General features: G+C 42.7%; 16 protein-coding genes. 12 read left to right on the top strand and 4 right to left on the bottom strand.

Translation table 11 applies throughout. The features are described from left to right. Positions 1–67: 67 nt before the first annotated feature. Both J0X14_RS12565 and J0X14_RS12560 read left to right on the top strand, forming a co-directional pair. Complete coding sequence (locus J0X14_RS12565; RefSeq protein WP_207098148.1) at positions 68–565, top strand: hypothetical protein; 498 nt, start codon at positions 68–70, stop codon at positions 563–565. Between the two features lie 98 nt (positions 566–663). Continuing rightward, positions 664–1,779 carry a TlpA disulfide reductase family protein gene (locus J0X14_RS12560; RefSeq protein ID WP_207098147.1) on the top strand — a complete coding sequence of 372 codons (1,116 nt, stop codon included), beginning with the start codon at positions 664–666 and terminating at the stop codon, positions 1,777–1,779. Between the two features lie 60 nt (positions 1,780–1,839). Here the strand turns inward: J0X14_RS12560 and J0X14_RS12555 are convergent, their stop codons facing one another. Further along, positions 1,840–2,490: a rhomboid family intramembrane serine protease gene (locus J0X14_RS12555; protein WP_207098146.1), complete on the bottom strand. Its 651-nt coding sequence runs from the start codon at positions 2,488–2,490 to the stop codon at positions 1,840–1,842. Between the two features lie 53 nt (positions 2,491–2,543). On the opposite strand from J0X14_RS12555, the gene J0X14_RS12550 reads away from it, so the two are divergent. Together J0X14_RS12550 and J0X14_RS12545 are read left to right on the top strand one after the other, a co-directional pair. Next, the gene (locus J0X14_RS12550) at positions 2,544–3,461 is read left to right on the top strand and encodes a lysophospholipid acyltransferase family protein (RefSeq protein ID WP_207098145.1); all 918 of its coding nucleotides are present in this window, start codon (positions 2,544–2,546) and stop codon (positions 3,459–3,461) included. Positions 3,462–3,551: 90 nt separating this feature from the next. Further along, entirely contained in the window at positions 3,552–4,091 is a 540-nt protein-coding gene (locus tag J0X14_RS12545; RefSeq protein WP_207098144.1) for a YybH family protein, read from the top strand. Here J0X14_RS12545 and glmM read toward each other — a convergent pair. Then, positions 4,088–5,479: a phosphoglucosamine mutase gene (gene glmM / locus J0X14_RS12540; RefSeq protein ID WP_207098143.1), complete on the bottom strand. Its 1,392-nt coding sequence runs from the start codon at positions 5,477–5,479 to the stop codon at positions 4,088–4,090. The genes J0X14_RS12545 and glmM overlap by 4 nt on opposite strands. Positions 5,480–5,570: 91 nt before the next feature. Between glmM and J0X14_RS12535 the strand changes: the two genes are divergently transcribed. From J0X14_RS12535 to J0X14_RS12520, 4 genes are read left to right on the top strand one after another with little or no spacing between them, the layout of a single operon-like run. After that, entirely contained in the window at positions 5,571–6,164 is a 594-nt protein-coding gene (locus J0X14_RS12535) for an ACP phosphodiesterase (protein ID WP_207098142.1), read from the top strand. Next, positions 6,152–7,834, top strand: a complete 1,683-nt coding sequence (ggt, locus tag J0X14_RS12530; protein ID WP_207098141.1) for a gamma-glutamyltransferase — start codon at positions 6,152–6,154, stop codon at positions 7,832–7,834. The genes J0X14_RS12535 and ggt overlap by 13 nt, the downstream gene beginning before the upstream one ends. Before the next feature lie 11 nt (positions 7,835–7,845). After that, positions 7,846–8,760, top strand: a complete 915-nt coding sequence (locus J0X14_RS12525; RefSeq protein WP_207098140.1) for a RimK family alpha-L-glutamate ligase — start codon at positions 7,846–7,848, stop codon at positions 8,758–8,760. Positions 8,761–8,820: 60 nt separating this feature from the next. Then, positions 8,821–9,813: an SMP-30/gluconolactonase/LRE family protein gene (locus tag J0X14_RS12520; protein WP_207098139.1), complete on the top strand. Its 993-nt coding sequence runs from the start codon at positions 8,821–8,823 to the stop codon at positions 9,811–9,813. Between the two features lie 9 nt (positions 9,814–9,822). On the opposite strand, the gene J0X14_RS12515 is transcribed toward J0X14_RS12520, so the two are convergent. Beyond that, a complete protein-coding gene (locus J0X14_RS12515) occupies positions 9,823–10,581 on the bottom strand; it encodes an XRE family transcriptional regulator (RefSeq protein WP_207098138.1) in 759 nt (252 codons plus the stop codon). 100 nt (positions 10,582–10,681) lie between these two features. On the opposite strand from J0X14_RS12515, the gene J0X14_RS12510 reads away from it, so the two are divergent. Both J0X14_RS12510 and J0X14_RS12505 read left to right on the top strand, forming a co-directional pair. Continuing rightward, positions 10,682–11,944, top strand: a complete 1,263-nt coding sequence (locus tag J0X14_RS12510; RefSeq protein ID WP_207098137.1) for a putative DNA modification/repair radical SAM protein — start codon at positions 10,682–10,684, stop codon at positions 11,942–11,944. A gap of 112 nt (positions 11,945–12,056) precedes the next feature. Continuing rightward, a complete protein-coding gene (locus tag J0X14_RS12505) occupies positions 12,057–12,833 on the top strand; it encodes a TIGR03915 family putative DNA repair protein (RefSeq protein WP_207098136.1) in 777 nt (258 codons plus the stop codon). Between the two features lie 259 nt (positions 12,834–13,092). Here J0X14_RS12505 and J0X14_RS12500 read toward each other — a convergent pair whose 3' ends face one another. After that, complete coding sequence (locus tag J0X14_RS12500; RefSeq protein ID WP_207098135.1) at positions 13,093–13,617, bottom strand: hypothetical protein; 525 nt, start codon at positions 13,615–13,617, stop codon at positions 13,093–13,095. Between the two features lie 110 nt (positions 13,618–13,727). Here J0X14_RS12500 and uvrA point away from each other — a divergent pair, with 110 nt between their 5' ends. Further along, on the top strand, positions 13,728–16,589 hold the full coding sequence (gene uvrA, locus J0X14_RS12495) for an excinuclease ABC subunit UvrA (protein ID WP_207098134.1): 2,862 nt from the start codon (positions 13,728–13,730) through the stop codon (positions 16,587–16,589). 19 nt (positions 16,590–16,608) lie between these two features. Further along, positions 16,609–17,295 carry a TIGR00730 family Rossman fold protein gene (locus J0X14_RS12490; RefSeq protein ID WP_207098133.1) on the top strand — a complete coding sequence of 229 codons (687 nt, stop codon included), beginning with the start codon at positions 16,609–16,611 and terminating at the stop codon, positions 17,293–17,295. Positions 17,296–17,307: the final 12 nt, after the last annotated feature.

Here is a 17,307-nt window from a genome sequence, read left to right as displayed (position 1 = left end):
CAAAGAAAGTTTATATGCTCTAGAAGATGTAAAACTATCTCTAATTTTTAACTTAACGAGTAAACTTATGAAGATTACCACATTATTTGCTGCGCTTTTTTTGTTTGCAACAGCCTCCGTTAGTGCGCAGGAGATTTCCAACCATGCCCTTGGTCTCCGTTTAGGCGACAGTGATGGGTTTGGGGCCGAAATTTCCTATCAGAAATCCATAGGGAGGTATAACCGAGCCGAATTTGACCTTGGCTGGCGTGATAGTAGGGATTTTGACGCCTTTAAACTCACTGGTATCTATCAATGGGTACACCAACTGGATGGGAACTTTAACTGGTTCTACGGTGTTGGTGCCGGATTGGGTAGTGTTGATTTTGAGCCAAATCCCAATTTTGACAATGACAACGATGGTGTCTTTGTTTTTGCAGCCGGGGACATTGGCGTGGAGTACAATTTTGATATTCCGTTGCTTATTTCCTTGGATTTTAGACCCGAGATTGGGCTTGTGGGTTACGATGGATTTGACAATGATTTTGACTTTGATATTGCCCTTGGTATTAGATATCAGTTCTAGAAAATACATTTTTTAAAACATACCCTTGACTTTTCATTAGGTCAAGGGTTTTTTTATGCAATAAGTTATGAATACCTTAGCGGCTTAAACAACGAGAAATGAAAAAAGTATTTGCAATTGTGCTGGGTATTGTGTTCTTGGCATCATGTAATTCAAAATCTGATGGATATACCTTAAATGGCAAGGTTGATGGTGAATTGGAAAATGGTACGTTGATATACCTGAAAACCACAGATTCCATAAATCAGTTGGTTGATATTGATACTGCGATGGTTGAAAATGGGATTTTTAGCTTCAAAGGTGCTCAAGCTGAGCCCAAGCTTCATTACATTTTTATGCAGTCCAATAGAGGCAACATTCCGTTTATTCTTGAAAATGGTGAAATCGACATCCAGTTCCAAAAGGATAGTATGAACTATGCCAAACTTAAGGGAACGCCTCAAAATGATCTTTTCATGGACTTTTTGGATGAATCCAGAACGTTTTCTGAACGTGCCATGTCCATGCAAAATGATATGAGGACCGCTGCCCAACAAAGAGACACGGCAACCGTAAACGCTTTGCGGGAAGAATTGATTGAGTTTCAGGAAGAAGCCAAAACCTTTAATGTTGATTTCGCCAAAAACCATCCCGATGCATTGATTTCAGTACTGATCATTGGCAACCTTATGATGAGTAAAGCCATTCCGCAAGATGAAATCAAGGCGTTATTTGAGGGGCTCTCCCCCGAAATGAAGGCTACCAAGCCTGCCATGGAATTAAAAGAACGTTTGGATAGTATGAAGTCCACCGAAATCGGCGCCGTTGCACCGGATTTTTCTGCACCTACCCCAGACGGTGGAACCTTGGCCTTGAGCGAAGTGACCAATAAGGGAAAGCTTACTCTGGTAGACTTTTGGGCCGCCTGGTGCAGACCGTGTCGTATGGAAAATCCCAATATTGTTTCTGTGTACAACAAATACAAGGATAAAGGATTCAATGTCATTGGAGTTTCCTTGGATACCCGGGCCGAGGATTGGAAAGGGGCCATTGAAGCCGATGGATTGGCTTGGAACCACATCTCCAACCTAAAGCGCTTTCAGGACCCCATTGCAGAAATGTATAACATAAATGCCATTCCCGCTGCTTTTCTATTGGATGAAAACGGGGTTATTGTGGCAAGGGATTTACGTGGGTCTGCCCTGGAGGAAAAAGTGTCGGAGCTTCTTAATTAAGGAAGAGCACATTTAAAAACAGACAGGGGTCAAGAGTTTTCTTGACCCTTTTTTTGTGGGTCATATTTTGCCCATCTTCTCTAGGACAAACAGAATCACTATGGGAATGGCCAACAGAATTACAATCCACGTATCCGTAACAAATAACTCCGGTTTAAACAGTAAAGTGGTGGCATAGCCTCCAATGGCGCCACCAAAATGAGCTGTATGCCCAATATTGCCCAATCTGCTTTTCATGCCGTAGATGGAATAGAGTAAATAGGCTATCCCAAGCACGTATGCGGGCAATGGAATGGGAATGAACATAATTCCCAATTGCATATCAGGGTTCAACAATATGGCCGCATATAAAATCCCTGTGACCGCCCCACTGGCCCCAACGGCACTATAATACGGCTCGTTCTTATGGAAAAAGAGGGCCAAAAGGCTTCCAGCCAAAAGACTGATAAAGTAAATGATCAAAAACTTTCCCGGGCCAAACCAATTGATCACCACATTGGCAAAAAAGTACAGGGTGAACATATTGAAGAACAAATGGGAAATATCCACATGTAAAAAGCCGGAAGTAACGGTTCGCTCCCGTTGTCCAGCTTGTATTCCTCCTATACTGAATTTATATCGGTCAAAAAAAGTGGAGTCACTAAAGCCGCGTAAAGACACAATTACGTTGGCGGCAATAATGCCAATGGTTGCTATATGCAAATTGAACATGGTTAAACAGGTTTGGATTCAAATATAGCTATATTTGCACACAAGAATTACCAATGCAGCTAGTAGTTTATATCCTTGTTTATCCTTTGCTCTGGTTGATTTCCAGGCTACCCTTTAAAATCCTTTATTTTATTTCTGATGGGGTCTATGCACTGCTGTACAATGCTATAGGATACCGTAAAAAAGTGGTGCGCAGTAACTTGGCCCTTGTTTTTCCCGAAAAATCGGAAGAAGAGCGTTTGTTGATAGAAAAGGAATTCTACAAACATTTCTGTGATATGTTTTTAGAGATGATGAAGACTTTGGGAATCACCAATAAACAAATAAAAAAAAGGTATGTTTTTACCAATGTTGAAGTAGTGCAGAAACTGGAGAATGAGGGCAAAAGTGTTATGATAATGATGCCCCACTATGCTAGTTGGGAATGGGTGTTTTCATTGAATACCATGGTGAAGTCCAGAGGGTACGGAATATACCAGCCCATACAAAATAAGTATTTTGACAGATTGATTCGCAACATCCGAAGCAAATATGGAACCACGCTGATAAAAACCTACGAGAGTAGAAATATTGTTGCCGCGGCCAAGAAAGCAAACCAATTAATTACTGTCGGCATCATCAGTGATCAATCCCCAATGCTGCAAAGAGCTCGCCATTGGACCAAGTTCATGGATATTTTAGTGCCCATACACGTAGGCGGGGAAGAACTCTGTAAAAGCCACGGAATGATTCCAGTTTATCTTAAGGTAAAAAAAGTAGGACGTGGATTCTATGAAGCCACCTTTAAAGTTTTGGCTGAAAATCCGAGTGAAATACCAGATTATGAGATTTCAGAAGCTTTTATGAAAGAGGTTGAAGCTTCCATTCATGAGGCACCTGAATACTATTTTTGGACCCACAAACGGTGGAAACACCGTAATAAAGCCCCAGCAGAAGTCATCCAACAATTAGCAGTGGCTGAAAAAGACTGACTTAGTTAATTAAAATCCTATACTTTTCTTAAAACAAAGTGTTGGTCTGAGATTGTTTCATACATTGACAGGAAATCAATCAATCATAAAATGAAACAGTTAACTACCCTTTTGCTCCTTTGCTGTTTTGCACTGTCCTATGGACAACGACCTGCAAAACAAATTTCAAACGAAACTTTGGAAGCCATTAAAAATGATGTTTGGATTCCTTTTATGGAAGCCTACGACCAATCTGATTCCCAAAAATTAAAGTCTATTCACACCGAAGACATTGTTCGCGTTACCCAAGACCAAAATCTTATTGAGACCGGGGAAAGCTACTTGACCAACTTTGGCCAATTTGTGGAATCGGTGAAAGCAAGAGGAAGTCAGCTCGGAATTGCTTTTGCCATTCTGTCCACTGCCATGGATGATGGTGGTGAGCTTGCCTACCAAACCGGATATTATCGGTTTAGCTCCAGACATGGGGAAGACCAAGATTTTGCGGTTAGAGGTTATGGCCAATTCCACGTAGGACTCAAAAAAGAGAACGGTTCATGGAAAATATGGCTCGATTCAGACAAACATATCGACCTTCCTCATGAAGAATTCAACGCCCAAGAAATTGTCTACGAATTGGAGGAATCTTAACTGAGCCCTGCCACTTCCTTGATTTCACCAATGATTCGGTCTGCAAGATTGTCTGCCGCTTCCTGGGATTTGGCTTCGGTATAAATCCGGATGATGGGCTCGGTATTGGACTTGCGTAAGTGTACCCAGTTTTCAGGAAAATCAATCTTAACACCATCTATGGTTGAAACTTGCTCATCCTTATATTTAGTGTGCATGGCTTCCAGCAAGGCATCCACATCCAGCTCTGGAGTGAGTTCAATTTTCTTTTTGCTCATAAAATAGCTGGGGTAACTGGCCCTGAGTTCAGCAACGGTTCCGCCACGCTCGGCCATCAACATAAGAAACAAAGCCGTTCCCACTAAAGCATCTCGACCGTAATGGCTTTCAGGATAAATAATGCCACCATTCCCCTCACCTCCAATAATCGCATTGTTGGCTTTCATTTTAGCAACCACATTCACCTCGCCAACGGCTGCGGCTTCATAGGTTCCTCCATGCTTTTCAGTAACATCTCGCAATGCACGGGATGAGGATAAATTGGAAATCGTATTTCCTTTGGTCTTGCCCAATACGTAATCGGCACAAGCGACAAGTGTGTATTCTTCACCGAACATTTCCCCATCATTGCTGATGAAGGCCAAACGGTCCACATCGGGGTCGACCACAATACCAAAATCAGCCTTTTCCTCTACAACTTTCTTGCAGATATCCCCCAAATGTTCTTTCAGGGGTTCTGGGTTATGCGGAAAATGACCCGTAGGGTCACAATATAATTTAATGACTTCAACACCCAACTCTTCCAACAATTTTGGAATGGCAATCCCGCCTGTAGAGTTTACACCATCCACAACCACTTTAAACCCCGCTTTTTTAATGACTTCTGCATCAACCAAAGAAAGGTCCAATACTTCATCTATATGGATGTCGATATAAGAATCGTTTTGGGTGATTTCTCCCAAGTCATCCACTTCGGCAAAGTCAAAATCTTCTTTTTCGGCCAGGGCCAGAATCTTGGCACCTTGTTCCGCATCCAAAAACTCGCCCTTCTCGTTTAACAATTTAAGGGCGTTCCACTGTTTGGGATTATGGCTTGCCGTTAAAATGATGCCCCCATCCGCCTTTTCCAAAGGCACAGCAATCTCTACGGTTGGTGTTGTGGACAGTCCCAAATCAATCACATCAATTCCTAGTCCCACCAAAGTGGAAACCACCAAATTTTGAATCATTTCACCTGAAAGTCGAGCATCGCGTCCTATTACCACGGTTAACTTGTCATTTTTGGCATAGGATTTCAACCAAGTACCATAAGAAGCTGCAAATTTAACCGCATCCAATGGGGTAAGGTTGTCATTGGTTTTGCCACCAATGGTGCCTCGTATCCCGGAAATTGATTTGATCAGTGTCATAAATTGTTAAAAAAGTTTTTGCAAATATAGCGGGGCATTCCGTAATCCATGTTTTGAATTTGTAAATTTCGACAGAAAAGGAAAAGTCCCGATGAACTTCTTGGCACATATCTATTTGTCCTTTGATGACAAGGAAATCACTTTGGGAAACTTCTTTGCCGACCATATTCGGGGCAATAAATACAAGCACTATCCCGAAAAAATCCAAAAAGGCATCATCTTGCATCGGGAAATAGACACCTTTACCGACTCGCATCCCATTGCCAAGCAAAGCAGCAAACGACTTCATAAAAATTACAGTCATTACAGCCGAGTAATCGTGGATATTTTCTACGACCATTTTTTAGCCAAAAATTGGAGCAATTATTCCACCATCCCTCTTGAGGAATATGTCGAGAATTTTTACGATCTGCTAGAAGACAACTACGATATCCTTCCGTTAGGCACTAAGCGGTTGATGCCCTATATGATTGCGGATAATTGGTTGCTCAACTATGCCAATCTAGCTGGGATTGGTCGGGTTCTCAATGGCATGAACAGAAGGACGAAGAACAAATCCAGAATGAATTTTGCCATCATGGACCTTGAAGAACACTATTCCGATTTTGAAAATGAGTTCACGGCTTTTTTTGCAGAATTGATTACCTTTTCCCGTCAAAAATTTAATGCTCTATGCGAAGACTGATACTTCTCCTCCCTCTTATCTTATTTGTACACTGCAAACAGCAACCAGCTACACCAACCGGTCTGGTCACCGAAAAGGCCATGGTGGTCTCCGCACGTGAGGAAGCTTCCAAAATTGGGGTTGCTATTATGGAAAAAGGCGGGAATGTTTTTGATGCCATGGTCGCTACCGAATTGGCATTGGCCGTAGCCTATCCTTTTGCCGGAAATCTTGGCGGAGGGGGTTTTATGGTTTACAGAAAGAGTAATGGCGAGGTAGGTGCACTTGATTATCGGGAAAAAGCACCGTTATCTGCACATAAAGACATGTATCTGGATTCGTTGGGCAATGTCATCCCCAACATGAGCACCAAAGGTGGTACCGCATCAGGGGTGCCTGGTACGGTGGCCGGGGTCATGGAAGTCCATAAAAAATTTGGCACCCTTCCCCTATCCGATATTCTGGAGCCCATCATCGCATTGGCAAAAAAAGGTGTGGTGGTTACCCAAAAACAAGCTGACCGATTGGAAAGCTACAAAGAACAATTCATGGAAGCCAACGGTGACAGCACCAAATTTGCGGCAAATTTTACGGAAGGGGATACCATAAAATATCCTGAACTGGCCAATACCCTCCAAAAAATTATGGAACAAGGTAGAGATGGGTTTTACAAAGGTGAAGTTGCCCAAAAGTTGGCTGCATTTGTGCAAGAAAACGGTGGTTTTATCACTATGGAAGATTTGGAAAAATATGAAGCCAAGTGGAGAAAGCCCATTGAATTCGATTATAAGGACCTGCACATCATTTCCATGAGTCCACCCAGTAGTGGCGGTGTGACCATCAACCAGATTTTTAAGATGATGGAACCTTATCATCTTTCCGATTTTGGCCATAACTCCACCAAGACCATCCAATTGTTCACCGAAGCTTCCCGCCGCGCTTACGCGGACAGAAATTACTTTTTGGGTGATCCTGATTTTGTGGATATTCCTTATGGTCTTCTTTTGAATGATGAATACCTTCAAAAAAGAATGTCGAGTTTTTCTTTTGATAACGCTACACTTTCTTCAGAAGTAAGCCATGGTGAGGTTGAAATTGTGGAAAGCCCGGAAACCACCCACTACTCCATTGTAGATAGCGAGGGAAATGCCATTTCTGCCACCACTACGCTGAATGGTGGGTACGGTTCAAAACTCTATTGCGCCGAGTTGGGTTTCTTTCTCAACAACGAAATGGACGATTTCAGTGCCAAACCCGGTATCCCCAACATGTTTGGACTTGTGGGTGCCGAAGCCAACAGCATCGCCCCGGAAAAACGGATGCTCAGCAGCATGACCCCTACCATCGTGGAAAAAGACGGAAAATTGTATATGGTCGTGGGTACTCCCGGCGGTTCTACCATCATTACGGCCGTGGCACAGACCATTCTTAATGTATATGAGTTCAACCTGAGCATGCAAGAGGCCGTGAATGCCCCGCGCTTTCACCATCAATGGTTGCCAGATGTGGTTATGTTTGAAGAAGAAGGTTTTTCCAACACATTAAAGACTGAACTGGAGGCCAAAGGTTACGAAATCTTGGAAGGTCGTACTCCGGTTATCGGAAAAGTAGATGCCATTCGTGTATTACCCGATGGTAAACTGGAAGGTGGTGCCGACAAACGGGGAGATGATACGGCAGTTGGCTTCTAAATTGGACATATATGCGTTATGATTTTGTAGTACTCACTGACTCTAGGTACATCAATCCCAAAAAACAAAGTGTTTATATTGATAATGTGCTCTTGGAAGACCGATTGGTTCTGGAAGCGTTGCAAAAACAAGGGTTGAATGCTATTCGTAAATCGTGGGATGACCCAGAGTTCGATTGGTCATCCACCAAATATGCATTATTCAGAACCACTTGGGACTATTTTGACCGTTTCCCTGAATTTGCCAAATGGTTGGAGGCCACTTCGCAAAAGACCCAATTCATCAATTCCAAAAAACTCATTTATTGGAATATTGACAAGCATTACTTACAAGACCTTTCTATGGCCGGGGTAACCATCCCAAAGACCTATTTTGTGGAGCAGGGAACAAAAATCACCTTGAAAGAGGCTTTTCAACACGCGAAAAGCGAGATGGGGTTTCTACCATCAGAATTTATTTTGAAACCTTGTGTCTCTGGTGCAGCGCGACATACCTACAAAATTCAAAAAGAGTCCATTGAAGCGCATGAGGCTGTATTTCAAAAATTGATTTCCGAAGAAGCCATGATGCTTCAAGAATTTCAAGAAAACATTGTAAAAGAAGGTGAAATTTCAATGATGGTTTTCAACGGACAGTTTACCCATGCTGTTCTAAAAATTGCAAAACCGGGCGATTTTAGAGTGCAAGATGATTTTGGAGGAACCGTTCACGAGCATGAACCTTCCCAAGAACAGATTGATTTCGCCACAAGTGTGGTACATGCCGCGCCTGAACTTCCCATTTATGCCAGAGTGGATATTTTCAAGGACAACGAGGGCAATTGGGCACTTGCCGAATTGGAAATTTTTGAACCAGAGCTTTGGTTTAGACTCAATCCCAAAGCGGCGGATATTTTGTCACAATCTATAATGAAAACGTATTTTTAGTGGTGCACTTCAGGTTTCTGCCCAGAGTTATGATTATATTTAATCCAGTAAAACATCAAAATGAAAAAATTAGTACTCCTTATATTGGGAATCTCTTTGGGATGCACTGCACAAGAAAAAACAAGAAAACTCGTGGTTGAGAACGAAAAGTTTTATGATTATGTGGACAAAGACGCAGAAATTGAGGTTTTGGCCGAAGGTTTTACATGGTCAGAAGGTCCTGTTTGGGTCAAGGAAGGTGGTTTTCTTCTCTTTTCTGATGTACCCCAAAACACTATTTTTAAATGGAAGGATGGTGAAGGGCTTACCGAGTTTTTAAAACCTTCCGGATATACTGGGATTCTTCCATATAGCCGAGAACCGGGTAGTAATGGACTTACTATAAACAATGATGGTGAACTGGTGGCCAGTGAACATGGCGATCGCAGAATCACCCGAATGCCTTTGGTTGGTGGCGGCAAATTTACCTTGGCAGACACTTGGGAAGGCAAACGCTTCAACAGCCCCAATGATGTGGTCCAGGCCTCCAACGGAACCTATTATTTTACTGACCCGCCATACGGCTTGCCCAAGCAGCAAGATTCAGAAATACGGGAAATTGATGCTTTTGGGGTGTATAAAATAGGAACGGATGGAAGTGTGGAAATGGTCATCAGCAACCTTAACCGCCCCAATGGCGTGGCACTTTCCCCTGATGAAAAATTACTTTATGTGGCCCAATCGGATTTCAATGCTCCTTATATAATGGCTTACAACATACAAGATGATGGCTCCGTGGATGAAGGAACAGTTTTTTTTGACGCCAAAACTATTATGAAACCTGGTTTAAGAGGATTGCCTGATGGCCTAAAAGTAGCCAAAGACGGAACGATTTTCTCCACGGGCCCCGGCGGTGTTTTGGTCATTACCCAAGAAGGTGAATATTTGGGAACCATTGAAACGGGTCAACCCACAGCCAATTGTGCTTGGGGCGATGATGGTTCGGTGCTTTACATGACCGCCAATAATTTTTTGATGCGAATTAAGACCAAAACGGTTGGTGCAGGGTTCTAACCCAACTAACTATTTCATTTGACCCATTTGCTTTTTCAGCTCTTCCATGGACTGTTGCAATTGTTTTAGCAGGCCCGTTTCTGTGGTGGCATCCACATTAAAGGTGAGTTTGCTGCTTACTTCCCATATTTCTTGGATTTGGAACGGTTTAATATCGTATGGCGGGTAGGTTTCATTCAATGAAACCAAGGTAATGTTATTGGAATTTGGCTTTCGCTCAACTTTCTTCACCATCACCGAATCTTGAAGCACCACTACATACATCTTATTGGGACTCACATGGTCAATGTGTTCAATGGCCCGTGCCAGCACCCAGTCGTTGGGTTTTAAATTGGGCAGCATACTGTCCCCTTCCACCTGGAACCCGCGGTAGGTGGCATTACGCAACTCTGGAATGGGCATATCAAAAGCTGGGAGCTGTTGATACCAACTAGTGTCTGCAATGTTTTGAGGATACCCGGCAGCAGCTTTGGCATTCACCAAGACCATATTATCCTGATCGGCACTGTCCACGGTCACCACTTTGGGAATCACACTGGTTTTAGAAGTATCCAAATGCTTCTGATCACTATCCCCAAAGAGCCATAGTGGATTTATTTTGAACTGCTTCAATAGCTCTTCCACCACTTTTCCTGATAATTTGGTTCGGCCCCGTTCAATATCTGCAGTCGTATTCTTTACCCCCAACAATTGAGCAAACTCGGTTTGGGTATAGCCTAACTCCCTTCGAATATCAATAAACCGTTTTAAAGTAAGCTCGTTTTCCATATTTCAAATATATACAATTTGGAATATTTCCAAAAACTTTTTTGGATTATATCCATTATTTGGAATATTTCCATATCTTTGATTGGAATATTTCCAAGTTATGGACTTTGACAGAATTCGAGAAAAGTTAAATATCCTTGCGGACGCCGCCAAATACGATGTGTCCTGTGCCAGCAGTGGCAGTGACCGAACCAACAAGAACCAAGGTTTGGGAAATACCTCTCGGATGGGAATTTGCCATAGCTACACTTCGGATGGACGTTGTATCTCCCTCTTAAAGATTTTGCTGACCAACCATTGCATTTTTGATTGCGCGTATTGCGTTACCCGAAAAAGCAATGATGTCAAACGGGCTGCTTTCAAGATTCAGGAGGTGGTTGATTTGACCATCAATTTTTACCGCAGAAATTATATCGAAGGATTGTTTTTGAGTTCGGGAATCTTTAAAAGCCCGGATTACACCATGGAACGCTTGGTGGCCGTAGCCAAAAAATTGCGCGAAGAGGAAAACTTCAACGGGTACATTCACCTCAAATCCATTCCAGGGGCCAGTGATGAACTCATGTATGAGGCCGGCCTGTATGCAGACCGACTTTCTGTCAATATTGAAGTTCCCACTATTTCCGGTTTAAAATTGTTGGCTCCCGATAAAAAGCATGAAGACTTCACCAAGCCTATGTTGAAAGTGAAGAACGAGATTGTTCGCTACAAATCCGAACGAAAAATCATCAGGAGTACACCCAAATATGCCCCGGCAGGGCAAAGTACCCAAATGATTGTGGGTGCCTCTGGAGAGACGGATAAGGACATCATGTATTCAGCGACCTATTATTACAGAACCTACCAAATGCGACGCGTGTATTATTCCGGTTATGTACCTGTTGCGGATGACGCCCGCCTACCCGCCATTGGCTCACAAGTACCCATGCTGCGCGAGAATCGATTGTACCAAACGGATTGGTTATTACGATTTTACGGCTTTGCCGTGAATGAAATCCTGAATAACGACCACCCCAATTTGGATATGGATGTAGACCCCAAGCTTTCTTGGGCTTTACGAAACCTGCATCATTTTCCAGTGGATGTGAATTCGGCGGAGAAACAACTTTTGGCCCGTATTCCCGGTATTGGCATGCAGTCCGTTGAAAAGATTATAAAGGCTCGAAAATTTCGAAGATTGAACTGGGACCATCTCAAAAAAATTGGAGTGGCCCTCAACCGTGCCAAATATTTCATGGTGTGCGATTCCCGCCATTGGGAACGCCGTGATTTGGATGCGGAGAAAATCAAAGGTATGATTCTGCAGACTTCCTCTGGCAAGTTTCGGAATCAGTACAGTACACAATTGTCATTGTTCAATTGACAATTAAAGAATCATAATATGTCCGTTCGAGTTGTCATCCTGAGCGCAGTCGAAGGAGCAGTCGAGAACGACAATTTGCGATTAAACACAAAACGAATTAATAGTGAGCACTATGAACCCTTCAACAACCTTAATTTATGACGGTAGCTTTAATGGCTTCCTCACCGCCGTCTTCGTCGCCTTTGATGAAAAACTCAATGTAGCCGATATTCAAAAGAACAGCGAATGCCAAAATGGACTATTTTCTGAAACGGAAACCATCTTCACCCACGTTGAAAAAGCCAAACGCGTTTGGAATGGTATTCGAAATAAGAGTCATAATGCCATTGCCAATGTATATTTTGCCTTTTTAAGCGAGACTGAAGGGGTGGAATTGATGCTCTACACCTACATTCAAAAGTTGATGGGCACCAAAAGTGGAAAACAATTGGATTATTCGGATGGGATTGTATTACACATTAGTCAATTGGCTCGAAAAGTAGGGCGTGAAAAACACCGTATGGAAGCCTTTGTGCGGTTTCAATTGACCAAGGATGAGATTTATTTTGCCAACATTGAACCCGATTTTGATGTGTTGCCCTTGATTTCCAAACACTTTCGGGACCGTTACGCCGACCAGCAATGGCTGATTTATGATGTAAAACGGAAGTATGGCATCTTTTACAATCTGGACCATGTGGAAATGGTATCCTTGAACCTAAGCGACATCCACTACAACAAGACCGTTAAAAGTGATGCTTTCAAAACCGAGGAATACGATTACCAAACCTTATGGAATGACTATTTTAAAAGCACCAGCATTAAATCCCGTATCAACCCCAAATTGCATACGCAGCATGTTCCGAAGCGGTATTGGAAGTATTTGAGTGAGAAAAAGGAAGCGGTTTGAATTTAAATCTGAAATTAAAGTATGTCCAAATGAAACATCGTGTAAGCTAAAACAAAAAAGATGATACAAAAAGTGGTTAAACCTACAATTACATTCATAATGTGTTGCTCGAAACTGCTATAATCACCTTGCTTTTTCTTAGTCCCGGAAAGGTAATCCAGTGATTTTTCTTTACCGAAAATTTTAAAGAAGTAAAATCTTGTCTGTTTACCCAAAAAGTTAACGATAAGCCCCCTTAAAAATAATTCGACTATTAGGTTCATTTACCCCTCTCCCCCACAAAATGGTCGCTTTTGTTTTTAAAGAGCACATTAAAGCTGGTCAGGCTGCCATAAATGCGGGTAATGTATTGCTGTAGGTCTATCTTTTCCTGATCATCCAGATTAGTACTGCTATTTATTTTTTGCTCCATCACCCGGATACGGTCACGCACCATCACAATCTTATGAAAAAAAGTGTCAATGGGCATTTCCTTGCTCTGCGTGGCATCACCTGGGTCCAAGATCAATTTTCCGCCCTTCCATTTATCAGCGATGGCGACTTTTTCGTGGGTGTCGCTCCACTTTTCCAAAATCTTGACCAAGGAACGCTCCACATCAAAAAAACTAACCGAATCTACTTCGTCCTCTACCGCTTCAATGACTTCAAATTCAGCATCGAGGTCAATGGTTTCCAGTCCATTTTCCAAAAAAGTTACCCAATAATGCTTGGATGATACGTTGGTCACCACCCCTTTTCCATATTCAGGATGATCAATACGGGAGCCAATACCCAATAATTTCATAGAGTTCATTTTAAAACTACCAAAAATAAGACATCAATTAACAAAAACGAAACCCAAGGCCACTTCGTTTTTAATTGCCAAATCGCTATTTTTGAGGTTTGCTATGATTTATGGTTAATTACGAAGAACATATTGAGGTTAAGGGCGCAAGAGTCCATAACTTAAAAAATATAGACGTTACCATTCCCCGCGAAAAACTTGTCGTCATCACCGGACTTTCAGGTAGTGGGAAATCCTCTTTGGCCTTTGACACTATTTATGCTGAAGGACAGCGTAGATACATTGAAACCTTCTCAGCCTACGCTCGACAATTCTTAGGTGGACTGGAACGCCCGGATGTAGATAAAATTGATGGGCTCTCCCCTGTCATCGCCATAGAACAAAAAACCACATCAAAATCGCCCCGATCTACGGTGGGCACCATTACCGAGGTATATGATTTTCTGCGCTTGCTTTTCGCGCGGGCCGGGGATGCCTATAGCTACAACACCGGTGAAAAAATGGTGAGTTATAGCGATGAACAGATTAAAAATCTGATCATTGAATCCTATTTGGATAAAAAAATAAATGTGTTGGCCCCAGTGGTCAAATCCCGAAAAGGGCATTATCGTGAATTGTTCGAACAAATTGGAAAGCAAGGTTTTGTAAAGGTACGGGTGGATGGTGAAATTCTGGACATTACAAAGGGCATGAAGGTGGACCGTTACAAGACCCACGATATTGAAATTGTGATTGACCGCTTAAAAGTGGGCGATACCGAAGATTTTCACAAACGTCTTAGCGAAACTATCAATACCGCCATGTACAGTGGCAACAATGTACTCATGGTTTTGGAAGAAGGTGAAAGTGTGCCAAGATATTTCAGTCGGGACTTGATGTGCCCTTCAACCGGCATTTCCTACCCCACTCCGGAACCCAATACCTTTTCGTTCAACTCACCCAAAGGCATGTGTCCTGAATGTAATGGATTGGGTCATGTTCACGAAGTGAATGAACACAAAATCATACCGAACAAAAAGTTATCCATTAAAGCTGGAGGATTGGCGCCTCTAGGTGAATACAAAAAGTCATGGGCGTTCAAGCAATTGGAAACCATTGCCCAACGATACGATTTTGATTTATCGGATGCCATTGAAAAAATTCCCGCTGAAGCCATGGAGGTCATTTTAAATGGTGGGAAGGAAAGTTTTGAGGTGGATTCCAAGACCTTGGGGGTAAAACGACAGTATAAAATTGACTACGAGGGTATTTCCAATTTTATCAAAACCCAGTTTGAAGAAGCCAACTCCACTTCCATTAAGCGGTGGGCCAAGGATTATATGGACAAGGTAAAATGTCCCGAATGTGAGGGAGCACGCCTGCGAAAAGAATCCCTTTATTTTAAAATTGGTGAAAAGAATATTGCAGAATTGGCCCACATGGACATCGCTGAGTTGGCCGAGTTTTTTGATCAATTGGAAAACACCATTGAAGGAAACCAAAAGATAATCGCTGAGGAAATCATTAAAGAAATCAAGACCCGAATCCAATTTTTGCTGGACGTGGGTCTGGACTACCTTTCCTTGAACCGAAGTTCCAAGTCACTCTCTGGAGGTGAGGCACAGCGTATTCGTTTGGCCACTCAGATAGGGTCACAATTGGTGGGCGTACTTTATATTTTGGATGAGCCCAGCATAGGACTTCACCAAAGGGACAATGAGCGACTGATCCATTCCTTGGCATCCCTTCGGGATATCGGAAACTCAGTTATTGTTGTGGAACATGACCGGGACATGATCGAGCATGCGGACCATGTCATCGATATTGGCCCAAAAGCTGGAAAGCATGGCGGTGAAATCATTTCCGAAGGAACTCCGCAAGAATTGAAGGACCATCACACGCTTACAGCACAATACATCACAGGCGAATTGGAAATTCCTGTTCCCGCAGAACGCAGAAAAGGAACCGGCAAGAAAATTGTGCTCTCGGGCTGCACGGGAAACAACCTTAAAAATGTTACAGTCGAATTTCCCTTGGGAAAACTCATCGGGGTCACTGGAGTTTCAGGCAGTGGAAAATCCACCCTCATTAATGAAACCCTTTATCCCATCATGAATGCCCATTATTTCAACGGCGTCAAAATACCTATGCCCTACAAAAAAATTTCGGGGCTGCAGCATATAGACAAGGTCATCGACATCAACCAGTCTCCCATCGGACGAACCCCTCGTTCCAATCCAGCTACCTACACAGGGGTTTTTAGTGAGATAAGGGCTTTGTTTGCCAAAACCACCGAAGCTTCTATTAGAGGATACAAACCGGGAAGGTTCAGTTTTAATGTGGCCGGAGGCCGATGCGAAACCTGTCAGGGAGGTGGATTAAAGGTGATTGAAATGAACTTTTTGCCCGATGTGTATGTGGAATGCGAAACCTGCAATGGCAAACGCTTTAACCGGGAAACGTTGGAAATTCGATATAAAGGCAAGTCCATTGCTGATGTATTGGAAATGACCATCAACGAGGCGGTGGATTTTTTTGAGAATATCCCCAAAATCCATCGAAAGCTGAAGACAATAAAAGACGTGGGATTGGGTTATATATCATTGGGGCAACAGTCCACTACCCTATCCGGTGGTGAAGCGCAACGGGTGAAGTTGGCCACAGAACTTTCCAAGCGCGATACCGGAAATACGTTTTACATCCTCGACGAACCTACAACTGGATTGCATTTTGAAGACATCCGTGTGCTAATGGAAGTATTGAATCAGCTTGTGGACAAGGGCAATACCATTTTGGTGATCGAACACAATATGGATGTTATTAAAATGATGGACCATATTATTGATATAGGTTACGAAGGTGGCCGTGGGGGCGGAATGGTTGTTGCAAAGGGCACCCCTGAAGAAGTTTCGAAAGATAAAAAAAGTTATACGGCAAAGTTTTTGAGGAAAGAACTGGAAAATACCAAGCAAAACATTGCCAAGGCCGTTTAAATAAAGTATAATTATGCAAATGCGAAAAGAACAGCACACCAAAGGGTGGAATGAGATAAAGACAAATGATTCATGGGCCATATTCAAGATTATGGGCGAATTTGTCTACGGATTTGAAAAAATGAGTGCCATTGGCCCCTGCGTTTCCATATTTGGTTCCGCTCGGGTAAAGGAAGGGGAGCATTACTACGACCTATCCGTAAAAGTGGCACAAAAAGTGGCCGAAGCAGGTTATGGGATCATCACAGGAGGTGGCCCCGGAATTATGGAAGCTGGAAATAAAGGTGCCCATTTGGCTGGAGGAACTTCTGTGGGATTAAACATTGAACTACCTTTTGAGCAGCATGACAATCCATACATCGATGAAGACAAAAGTTTGGATTTTGATTATTTCTTTGTTCGAAAAGTCATGTTTGTAAAATATTCCCAAGGATTTGTGGTCATGCCTGGTGGATTCGGTACCCTGGACGAATTTTTTGAAGCCCTTACCCTTATTCAAACCCATAAAATACATACGTTCCCCATCATTTTGGTGGGCTCCAAGTTTTGGAAAGGACTCATCGATTGGATCAAGAATACACTTCTGGAAGCCGGCAATATAAGCCCCAGAGACTTAGATCTGATCAAATTGGTGGACACAGAAGATGAGGTCGTGGAAATCTTGGATTCTTTCTACAAAGAACGTGATCTTAGTCCCAATTTCTAAATCAACCCCCTT

It is taken from the genome of Allomuricauda sp. CAU 1633 (assembly GCF_017313225.1).
Lineage (GTDB): Bacteria > Bacteroidota > Bacteroidia > Flavobacteriales > Flavobacteriaceae > Flagellimonas.
The sequence above is the reverse complement of the archived record's forward strand: the minus strand, read 5'-3'. Positions and strand labels throughout refer to the sequence as shown.

Bases quoted from the DNA above. Each gene is read 5' to 3' on its own strand.
- J0X14_RS12520 (WP_207098139.1), top strand. From the start codon at position 8,821: ATGAAAAAATTAGTACTCCTTATATTGGGAATCTCTTTGGGATGCACT.
- J0X14_RS12555 (WP_207098146.1), bottom strand. From the start codon at position 2,490: ATGTTCAATTTGCATATAGCAACCATTGGCATTATTGCCGCCAACGTA.
- J0X14_RS12535 (WP_207098142.1), top strand. From the start codon at position 5,571: ATGAACTTCTTGGCACATATCTATTTGTCCTTTGATGACAAGGAAATC.
- J0X14_RS12550 (WP_207098145.1), top strand. From the start codon at position 2,544: ATGCAGCTAGTAGTTTATATCCTTGTTTATCCTTTGCTCTGGTTGATT.
- J0X14_RS12525 (WP_207098140.1), top strand. From the start codon at position 7,846: ATGCGTTATGATTTTGTAGTACTCACTGACTCTAGGTACATCAATCCC.
- J0X14_RS12490 (WP_207098133.1), top strand. From the start codon at position 16,609: ATGCGAAAAGAACAGCACACCAAAGGGTGGAATGAGATAAAGACAAAT.
- J0X14_RS12510 (WP_207098137.1), top strand. From the start codon at position 10,682: ATGGACTTTGACAGAATTCGAGAAAAGTTAAATATCCTTGCGGACGCC.
- ggt (WP_207098141.1), top strand. From the start codon at position 6,152: ATGCGAAGACTGATACTTCTCCTCCCTCTTATCTTATTTGTACACTGC.
- J0X14_RS12505 (WP_207098136.1), top strand. From the start codon at position 12,057: ATGAACCCTTCAACAACCTTAATTTATGACGGTAGCTTTAATGGCTTC.
- J0X14_RS12515 (WP_207098138.1), bottom strand. From the start codon at position 10,581: ATGGAAAACGAGCTTACTTTAAAACGGTTTATTGATATTCGAAGGGAG.
- J0X14_RS12500 (WP_207098135.1), bottom strand. From the start codon at position 13,617: ATGAAATTATTGGGTATTGGCTCCCGTATTGATCATCCTGAATATGGA.
- J0X14_RS12545 (WP_207098144.1), top strand. From the start codon at position 3,552: ATGAAACAGTTAACTACCCTTTTGCTCCTTTGCTGTTTTGCACTGTCC.
- J0X14_RS12565 (WP_207098148.1), top strand. From the start codon at position 68: ATGAAGATTACCACATTATTTGCTGCGCTTTTTTTGTTTGCAACAGCC.
- uvrA (WP_207098134.1), top strand. From the start codon at position 13,728: ATGGTTAATTACGAAGAACATATTGAGGTTAAGGGCGCAAGAGTCCAT.
- J0X14_RS12560 (WP_207098147.1), top strand. From the start codon at position 664: ATGAAAAAAGTATTTGCAATTGTGCTGGGTATTGTGTTCTTGGCATCA.
- glmM (WP_207098143.1), bottom strand. From the start codon at position 5,479: ATGACACTGATCAAATCAATTTCCGGGATACGAGGCACCATTGGTGGC.